At 50.4% G+C, this 9288-nt stretch carries 8 protein-coding genes; all 8 read right to left on the bottom strand.

Annotation, left to right across the window (positions count from 1 at the left end):
- Window positions 1–217 precede the first annotated feature (217 nt).
- The 8 genes from ugpC to dnaJ all read right to left on the bottom strand — a co-directional run bounded on the left by ugpC (window position 218) and on the right by dnaJ (window position 8938).
- Entirely contained in the window at window positions 218–1321 is a 1104-nt protein-coding gene (gene ugpC / locus WC592_08890) for a sn-glycerol-3-phosphate ABC transporter ATP-binding protein UgpC (protein MFA4982561.1), read from the bottom strand.
- Window positions 1322–1637: 316 nt separating this feature from the next.
- On the bottom strand, window positions 1638–2492 hold the full coding sequence (accD, locus tag WC592_08885; GenBank protein MFA4982560.1) for an acetyl-CoA carboxylase, carboxyltransferase subunit beta: 855 nt from the start codon (window positions 2490–2492) through the stop codon (window positions 1638–1640).
- 102 nt (window positions 2493–2594) lie between these two features.
- Entirely contained in the window at window positions 2595–3254 is a 660-nt protein-coding gene (locus WC592_08880; protein MFA4982559.1) for a corrinoid protein, read from the bottom strand.
- Between the two features lie 576 nt (window positions 3255–3830).
- Window positions 3831–5714, bottom strand: a complete 1884-nt coding sequence (gene asnB / locus WC592_08875) for an asparagine synthase (glutamine-hydrolyzing) (protein ID MFA4982558.1) — start codon at window positions 5712–5714, stop codon at window positions 3831–3833.
- A gap of 10 nt (window positions 5715–5724) precedes the next feature.
- Entirely contained in the window at window positions 5725–7017 is a 1293-nt protein-coding gene (locus tag WC592_08870; GenBank protein MFA4982557.1) for a DUF1015 domain-containing protein, read from the bottom strand.
- Window positions 7008–7400: a VanZ family protein gene (locus WC592_08865; GenBank protein MFA4982556.1), complete on the bottom strand. Its 393-nt coding sequence runs from the start codon at window positions 7398–7400 to the stop codon at window positions 7008–7010. The genes WC592_08870 and WC592_08865 overlap by 10 nt, the downstream gene beginning before the upstream one ends.
- Entirely contained in the window at window positions 7393–7644 is a 252-nt protein-coding gene (locus tag WC592_08860; protein ID MFA4982555.1) for an FmdB family zinc ribbon protein, read from the bottom strand. The genes WC592_08865 and WC592_08860 overlap by 8 nt, the downstream gene beginning before the upstream one ends.
- A gap of 133 nt (window positions 7645–7777) precedes the next feature.
- On the bottom strand, window positions 7778–8938 hold the full coding sequence (dnaJ, locus tag WC592_08855; protein MFA4982554.1) for a molecular chaperone DnaJ: 1161 nt from the start codon (window positions 8936–8938) through the stop codon (window positions 7778–7780).
- Window positions 8939–9288 lie beyond the last annotated feature (350 nt).

The raw sequence follows: 9288 nt of genomic DNA, 5'->3' as shown, positions 1-9288 counted from the left end.
AGATTTACATTAAGAGGCGCGCCGGGCATTACGTTCGAGGCGAGCCTTGACAGCAGATATGCCAGGGATATGAAGAGTGCTATGGACAGAATTCCGGAGCCGGCTTTTTTAGAGAGAGGAGTCATCGAGGATTGTCGTCCGCCTTCGCATCTATCCGAAAGCGCCTTTGGCGCTTCGGCGGACAACTTGCCAAAGATCCTGCAAAGGCAAGTTGCATCTAGATGATCGTTTTGTCCGTATCTTTGTCAAAAAAATGGATCTTAGACATATCGAAGACCAGGTCTATGTCCTGGTTGATGGCCGGCTTATTATGGCCGCCCACTTTAGCGACCAGGGAGCTCTTCCCTGTGTTCAAGTAAAGGTAAGCCTCCGAACCCATCGGCTCGATAACCTCGCATGTGGCTTTTATCGTATTCTCCGTGGGTGCGTCGGTGACGAATAGCTTGTCATATATGTCTTCCGGCCGTATCCCGAATACGGTCTCTTTGCCGACATATTGCAGTATGTGCTTGACCATGGAATCTATGAGCTTGACCTGGAACTTTCCTTCGTTAAAATAGTACTTCCCGTCCTTCTTGATTATCGTACCATTTATGAAATTCATCGGGGGCGAGCCTATGAATCCCGCGACGAACCTGTTGACAGGCTTGTCGTAAAGCGTTATGGGATCCGCTATCTGATGGATAATGCCGTCCTTCATCACGACTATCTTGTCGCCCATGGTCATGGCCTCTGTCTGGTCGTGCGTGACGTATATCATAGTCGTCTGGAGCTTTATATGGAGTTTCTTTATCTCGGTCCTCATCTGGACGCGCATCTTGGCGTCGAGGTTCGACAGCGGTTCGTCGAACAAGAATACGAGGGGCTTCCTTACGATGGCCCTCCCTACGGCGACGCGCTGCCTCTGCCCTCCGGAGAGTTCTTTGGGTTTCCTGTTCAGGAGTTTTTCTATGCTTAAAATGGTGGCGGCCTCTTTGACCCTCGTCTCGATCTCGCTCTTAGGATATTTCCTGAGCCGCAGGCCGAATGCCATATTCTCGTAGACCGTCATGTGGGGATACAGGGCGTAATTCTGGAATACCATGGCGATATTCCTGTCTTTCGGAGGGACATCGTTGACCAGCTGGTCCCCGATATAGACGTCTCCCTCGCTGGCCTCCTCGAGGCCCGCGATTATACGCAGAGTCGTGGACTTCCCGCAGCCTGAGGGGCCTACGAGCACGACGAACTCCTTATTCTCGATCCCGAGCGATATATCGCGTATAGCCCATATGTTGCCGGGGAATATCTTCGAGACCTTATTTAGACTTACCTGCGCCATGGAACCTTCTTGTTAGCATGTTGTGCATCTCTCCGAAGCTCTACTATGATCTAACTGCCTTAAGAGCGAAGAAGGATAGGGTCAATATTTTAGCACAATGCGGTTAAATGACAATAAGAAAATCGCCTTCCGTTCAATGACTCGTTACGATTTTCAATCCTTACAGTTTCGTGACGGATAAGAAAATCGCCTTCAGTTCAATGACTCGTTACGATTTTCAATCCTTACAGTTTCGTGACGGATAAGAAAATCGCCTTCAGTTCAATGACTCGTTACGATTTTCAATCCTTACAGTTTCGTGACGGACAAAAATCCGTTAGAAGTAACTCAAAAGTTTGGAGAGCATATCCTTCATGTTTTTCCTGTGTATTATCATGTCAATGAGGCCGTGGCTGACCAGGAACTCCGCCCTCTGGAACCCGGGAGGCAGCTTTTGCCTTATCGTCTGCTCGATGACGCGCGGCCCCGTAAATCCAATAAGGGCCTTGGGTTCCGCTATTATCATGTCTCCCAGAGACGCGAAACTCGCCATTATCCCGGCCATGGTAGGGTTCGTCAATATGGATATGAAGAGCTGACCCGCTTTATGGTGCCGGCTCAATGCCGCCGATGTCTTCGCCATCTGCATAAGCGAGTACATACCTTCGTACATCCTCGCCCCGCCGCCCGATCCCGAGACTATTATAAGAGGCAGTTTCTTCTCCGTGGCGTGTTCTATGGCCCTCGTCAGCTTTTCGCCTACGACCGAACCCATAGAACCCATAATAAAACGGGAATCGGTAACGCCGAGTATTATCGGCCTGGAGTTCAAGCCGCCTTCCCCTGTAATGACCGCGTCTTTTAACCCGGTCAGCTCCTGGTCCTGCTTCAGCTTTTCCTTATATGTCTTCGGTCCCGCGAAATTTAGGGGGTCCAGGGACGTCATGTCAGGGTCCATCTCCTTAAAACTGCCTTCATCGAGGATAAGCTTTACCCTTTCGCGCGCGCTGATGTTGAAATGAAAGTTGCATTTTGGGCAGACCCTGAAGTTCTCGTCCAGTTTCTTGTTGTAGATGAGCTCGTTGCAATCCTCGCACCTGGTCCAAAGATCGTCGGGTATATCCCTCTTCTTGGCTACCTTGACTATGGTATATTTCGGTTTCCTTGGGAAAAGCGGCATGGGTCTCCTCATAAACAACAGAATGTTAATTAAGGTTAGGGAAGGTTAACTAAGGTTACGTAAAGTTAATATACTTTCGTAACCTTACGTAACCTTCACTAACATTACGTAACATTACGTAACATTACGTAACCTTCCTTCTATCAATTCTCTCGCCTTATCCACGGCCGTCGCCGCGTCCTTGGCATAGCTATCCGCGCCTATGGAATCGGCGAATTCCTGCGTAACCGGCGCTCCGCCGACGATTATTTTAACTTTATCACGAAGGCCGGAATCTTTCAAGGACTTAATAGTATCCTTCATCGAACCCATGGATGTCGTCAGGAGCGACGACATCGCGATGATATCCACCCCGCCCATTTTGACGGAGTCGACGAATTTCTCGGGCGGCACGTCTATCCCGAAATCCTCTATATCGAAGCATGAGCCTTTAAGCATCATGCTCACGATGTTCTTCCCTATATCGTGCAGGTCGCCCTTAACTGTCCCTATAACGACCTTGCCTACCGGTTTTATGCCGCATTTCACGAAATTCGGTTCCAGTATCGCCATTCCGGCGTGCATCGCCTTCGCGGCTATCAGGACCTCCGGGATAAAGACCTCGTTCGCCTTGAATTTGCCGCCTATTATCTCCATGCCGGCTATGAGGCCGTTATCGAGGATCTCCTTTATCTCCATGCCCTTTTCAACGGCAAGCTGGGTCAATTTTACCACTCCCGCCCTGTCGCCCTTCATCAGCGTATCCTGGATATCCTTCAGTATATTGTCGCTCATTCTTCTCCTCATCTGTTATGAAATTTTTACGGATCTTGCTCTAAACCTAAGCCTCGTTATGTGAGCACTGAAAATATTCCCCCTGCAGTGTAACTATGGGGTCGGTCTTTGTTCAGTCGAAAAACGGGAGCCTGCGGCAACTCGGCCGGCGTCCCGCCTTTGGCGGGACGATGGTCCGGCCTCGAACAGCCTTGGCTCTTTTAATATGCAAAAATGCGTATATATAACCGTTTTTCTCCATCACAAAGACCTAATATTTTCAATGTGCTCATCATAACGTCGGCTTAGGTTTTCTTAATCTCATATTCCGTAAAAATTTCCCAACCAGCTCCTCCGGTAAAATTTTTCGCTCTTCAGGTGGCAGAACTTTTGGGCGGTTGCCGAAGCGAATGTCGTAAAATTTCGATACCTTATGGCGATATAACCAGGACTCGCAAACCTGTCAACAGCATTAAGTCAGTCCGGGTTGCGAGGCCATCGAAATTTTACCACAGCAAATCGGCATGCCTAATGCCGATTTGCGGCGAAGCTGAGGCAACTGCCCGAAAGTTCACGCCGGACTGCAGAGGCGAAAAATTACATCCACCTACTATACCACATCTCGAACATGAATAATGACCAGATCTCTTTGCGCGTATCGTTCTTATTCGCTTTGAACTCATCAAGAAGGCTGCGGATATAATTATAATCAAAAATGCCCTCTTTTTCTATCTTCTTTTTGTCAAAGGCTTGCGCGAGCAGGCTCTTCAGGTCCTCTTTGAGCCATTTCGCGACCGGCACCGCGAACCCCTGCTTACTCTTAGATAGGGTCTTTGCGGGAAGCTTTCCCTTAAGCGCCTCTTTGAGTATCCACTTGGTATTGAAACGGCGCAGCTTATAGTTGCAAGGTATGCTTGCCGCGAATTTGGCGAAATCCGGGTCGAGGAACGGCGCGCGCACTTCAAGAGAGTTCGCCATGCTCGCCCTGTCCACCTTGGCCAATATGTCGTCGGTCATGTATGTCTTTACGTAAATGTACATAGCCTGGTCCAGCGGGCTTAAGTCCTTCGCGTTATAGAAAAATTTCCTTGTGGGAGCGTAAATATCGGATTCGCCCGCCGCGGCCTTATCCGGCAAAAACATCTTCTTCTGTTCCTCGGATGTGAAAGAGCCTATCCATACCTGATGGCGCACATCTTCCGGGAAGCCTAGCCCGCGCAGGAACCTCCGAGCCTTGAAGTTCAGGCTCATATAATCGTTCGACGTCGCGGTCATCCCGACCATCGCTTCCAGCGGCTTTTTTCTCAGCCCGAGCGGCAGAGCGCTGAAATAACCGTTTATCTTGTGCGCGAGGAAAGAAGGATACCCGAGAAAAAGCTCGTCCCCTCCGTCGCCGCCTAGCGCGACCGTCACATGTTTGCGGGTAAACCTTGAAACTATATATGTGGGGATTATCGATGAATCGGCAAACGGCTCGTCCAGCAGGTCCAATATCTCGGGAAATACCTTAAGCATCGTATCGGGTTCTACGATCTCCTCGCGGTGGTCCGTCCCGAAATAGTCGGCCACGAGCCTGGCGTCTGGCGATTCGTCGAATGACTTCTCTCTGAACCCTATCGAGAATGTCTTTATATCTTTCGGGTCCATGAGCTCTCTCATCATGCAGACGACGGCCGAAGAATCGATCCCGCCCGACAGGAATACTCCGAGGGGCACGTCGCTTACGAGGCGCTTCCGCACCGACTCTTTCAGGAGCATCACGAGCCGCTCTTTCGCGCACTCGAGGTCAAAATCCTTATTTCTTTCGAACTCCAGGTCCCAATAGCGCTCGGTCCTGACAACGCCGTCCTTCAACGTAAGCTTTGTGCCGGGCTCCAGCTTATTTATATTCTTGAATATGGAATACGGGGACGGGACATACTCGTAGGCAAGGTATTTGCCGAGCGACGGGAGGTCTATCTCCCGCCTGACGGACGGATGCTTTAGGAGCGCCTTCAATTCGGAACCGAAGATGAACTGGTTATCGAAAACGGCGTAATAGAGGGGCTTTTTCCCGAATCTGTCTCTCGCCAGAAAAAGCGTCTTCTTCTTCGCATCCCACAATGCGAGAGCGAACATGCCGTTGAAACATTTTAAGCAGTCCTCGCCGTATTCTTCATACGCGTGGATGATCGCTTCCGTATCGGAATGGGTCTTAAATGAGTGCCCTTTTTTCTGCAGCTCGTCCTTGATCTCGCGGAAATTATATATCTCGCCGTTATAGACTATCGCTATCGAAGAGTCAACGCTTGTCATCGGCTGGTGGCCGGATTCCAGGTCTATGATGGAGAGTCTTCTGTGTCCGAGGGCGACGTTATCCTTTAAATAAAAACCCTCGTCGTCGGGGCCTCGCAGCTTAAGCGTCTCGGTCATCCTCTTAAGTATAGATTCATCGGGGCGTTTCGATGTGTCCAGATGAATGTAACCGCAGATCCCGCACATTAAGGCAGCCTCAACCTTCGAGTTTATTTATCACCAGTCCCGAGACAGGCTTCGGATAGAAATACGTAGCCTTCCTCGGCATACGTTCCCCGAGCCTCGCTATCTTCTTCACCTCAGACACTTTGGTAGGATTCAGGAAGAACGCTATTTTGCACCTGCCCTTATCCACCAGGTCCGCCGCGTCTTCGGGATTTTTCAGGAACTCTATGTTATCGTCGTCATCCGATATCCCCAGGACATGCTGGAATATGAAGAGGTGCAGTATCGATACGTCGAGCCGTTTCCAGTCTTTGGACTTATCCCTTATAGCTTCGTCGGAAACACCGGCGTCCTTCAATTTTAGTATATAATATTTGCCCTCTCCGGCATACGTCCCGAAGGCGTGGACCTTCCCGAGCCTCCCGAGCCTCTTCATCATGGCCCTTAAGGAGGGCGCCTTCTCGACGGTAAAGAAACGCGACAGCCTTCTCACCGCCTCATCGCCGCTTAAGGTCCCGGTATCTTTGACCGCGCGGTGGGCCGGCAATATCGTAAGCATCTTTTCGTCCGACTCCACAAAATAGACCATCAGGTACCTGGCCGCTTTCTTCACATCCTCCGTCGCGTCGGAATAATCCACCATCCTGGAATAGTTGCGCGCCGTCTCATACCTGTGGTGGCCGTCGGCTATGAATGTGTCCTTCTCCCTCATTATCTTCCTTATCTTGTCGATAGCGGCCGTGTCGCTCAGTTTCCATACCTTATGCCTCGCCTGGTCGAAATATACGTCTATGACGGGCCTGTTCCGGGCAATGAACTTCTTCAGGATGGACGTTATCCTCCGGGCGTTATCTTCATACAGGATGAATATGGGGCTTAGGTTAGCGCGGACTTCTTTCATCAGTTTCAACCGGTCCGCCTTCGGCGCGGCGAGGGTATTCTCGTGAGGCAAGACCTTGCTTGAAGAGCTATCCGTCTCGAGGCCCATGAGGCTGATAAAGCCTATGCGCCTGATCGGTTTCTTATTGTATTTATATTCCTGCGAATATATGTATATCGACTCTTCCGCGTCCCGGACGAGCACGCCGGATCTTTGCCATGATTCAAAAGCTTCCCCGGCGCGCGTATAGCGGTTATTCTTTTCGTCGTCGAGCTTCCCTATCTTATTCAATTCGAGCCTGACTATATTATAAGGACTGGCGCGATAGAGCCTGTTCTGCATCTCCGGGGGTATAATATCGTACGGCGGCGCGACCACCGCGGAGAGGTTCTTCAATTTGGCTTTATTGTAACGGACTCCTTTAAAGGGTTTCACTATCGGCATATTTCGCTCTTTCTTTTTAATGACCCTATATAAATATAGATACCAATATTCAATCCTATGAGATCCACGATGTAATCGGCTATATCCGCTTTTCTGTCGGGGACAAAACTCTGGTGCCATTCATCCACTCCCGCGTAAAGAGCGGCGATCAGCATGCATATCATCACAGCCTTTGCGAGGGCCATCTTCGATGAATCGAATAATGCTTTTATCATGAGGAACCCCAGGACAAAATATTCCGCCATGTGGGCTACCTTATCGAAGCCGAAAAAGCCGAATCTGGGCAGGTGTCTTCCGGGGATCGAAGAGAGCGCGGATATCAGGACCATCCACAATAATATAAGGACCCAAAGGCTCAATGTCTTGTTTATGTTTTTACGCATGAGGGCAGCCTTTACACCCGTCGGATTTATCTTTACTGCACGCGGAGGCGCCCTTTTTGCCCTTGTTCTTGTAATCGGTCTGGTAAAAACCGGTGCCTTTGAATATTATACCGCTGCCTGATCCGATCAGCCTGACGACCTTCCCTTTACATTTCGGACAGCTTTTTAAATGTTCCGATGTCATCGACTGGAACTTCTCGAACTTATGTCCACATTTCTCGCAAACGTAATCGTAAGTCGGCATGTATTGCTCCTTGCCATATACTCGTTTGTGTAATGTTAAATGTGTAATGTGTAAAGTAAAAATTAAAAGAGAATTTTCCATTACACATGGCTACTTTACACCTGCATTACACATTAAACTTTACACATTACACTTATTTGAACAGCTTCCTCATCTTTTCCATAAATGACCGTGACAACGGTCCGGAATCCTCACCTGACACTCTGGCGAACTCTTTTAAAGCCTTCTTCTGTTCCTGAGAAAGGTTCGCGGGGATATCTATCTGCACCTTGACTAGCTGGTCGCCTCTTCCGTGATCGTGGAGATGGGCCACACCCTTGCCTCTCAACCTGAATGTCCTGCCGCCCTGCGTCCCCGGCGGTATCTTCATCATTATCTTTCCGTCTATCGTCGGCACTTCTATCTCGCCTCCCAACACGGCTGTCGAGAAGCTGACCGGGATCTCGCAGTGTATATCGGATTCCTGTCTCTCAAATATTTCGTGCGGCTTCACATGGATATGCAGGTAGAGGTCGCCGCGCCGCGCGCCTCTCTCTCCCGCCTCGCCCTCGCCGTGCATCCTCAACGTCGAGCCCGAATCTACGCCGGCGGGTATCTTTACCTTTATATTACGCTTGGCCCTTATCCTGCCGCTGCCGCCGCAATTCAGGCACGGGCTCTTTATTATGACCCCTTCCCCGCCGCACCTTGGGCACCCGGTGATCATATTGAAAAATCCGTTCGAGGTAGTGACCTTGCCCCTGCCGCCGCAATCCGGGCACCGTTCGGTCTTCGATCCGGGCTTAGCTCCGGTACCTCCACATACATCGCAGGTCTCCTGGCGCGGTATCGCTATAGTCTTCTCCGCACCGAAGACCGCATCCTCAAAGCTTATCTCAAGCTGGAACTCGAGGTCCGAGCCTCTTTGCGCGCCTCCGCGGCCGCGCCCTTGTCCGCCGAATGAGCCTCCGCCCATCCCGAAACTGCTGAAGAGGTCGCCCAGGTCGAACTCGCCGAATATGTCCTTCAGGTCGTCGAAATGGTGGAAGTCCTGCCAGGTGAATCCGCCCTGCTTGAAGGAGTTGTCGACGCCGGCGTGGCCATACTGGTCATAAGTCGCCTTCTTCTGCTCGTCCGTCAATACCTCATAGGCCTCGGATATCTCCTTGAACTTCTCCTCAGCCTCTTTCTTCTTGTCGGCAGTAACTCTGTCCGGGTGGTATTTCAGCGCGAGGTTCCTGTAGGCTCGCTTTATCTCGTCAGCGCTCGCGCCCTTCGATATTCCCAGAACTTCATAATAATCACGCTTCGTCATATTTCCTTATCTTTTCTAACACCTACGAGGTGTGACGGGTTTGAGTAATCACTCCTCGTAGGTGTAATACGGTTCCTACCCAAACCTAAGCACTGAAAATATTTCCCCAACGCTCTATCTACAGGGCCGGTCTTTGTTCAGTCGAAAAACGGGAGCCTGCGTCAACTCGGCCAGCGTCCCGCCTGCCCGGCTTCGACTGTGTCAGGCGGGCAGGCCCGCCTTCGGCGGGACGATGATCCGGCCTCGAACAGCCTTGGCTCTTTTAATATGCAAAAATGCGTATATATAACCGTTTTTCTCCATCACAAAGACCTAATATTTTCAATGTGCTCATCATAACGTCGGCTTAG

The organism is Candidatus Omnitrophota bacterium (assembly GCA_041648975.1).
Lineage (GTDB): Bacteria > Omnitrophota > Gorgyraeia > 2-01-FULL-45-10 > 2-01-FULL-45-10 > JAQUSE01.
The sequence above is the reverse complement of the archived record's forward strand: the minus strand, read 5'-3'. Positions and strand labels throughout refer to the sequence as shown.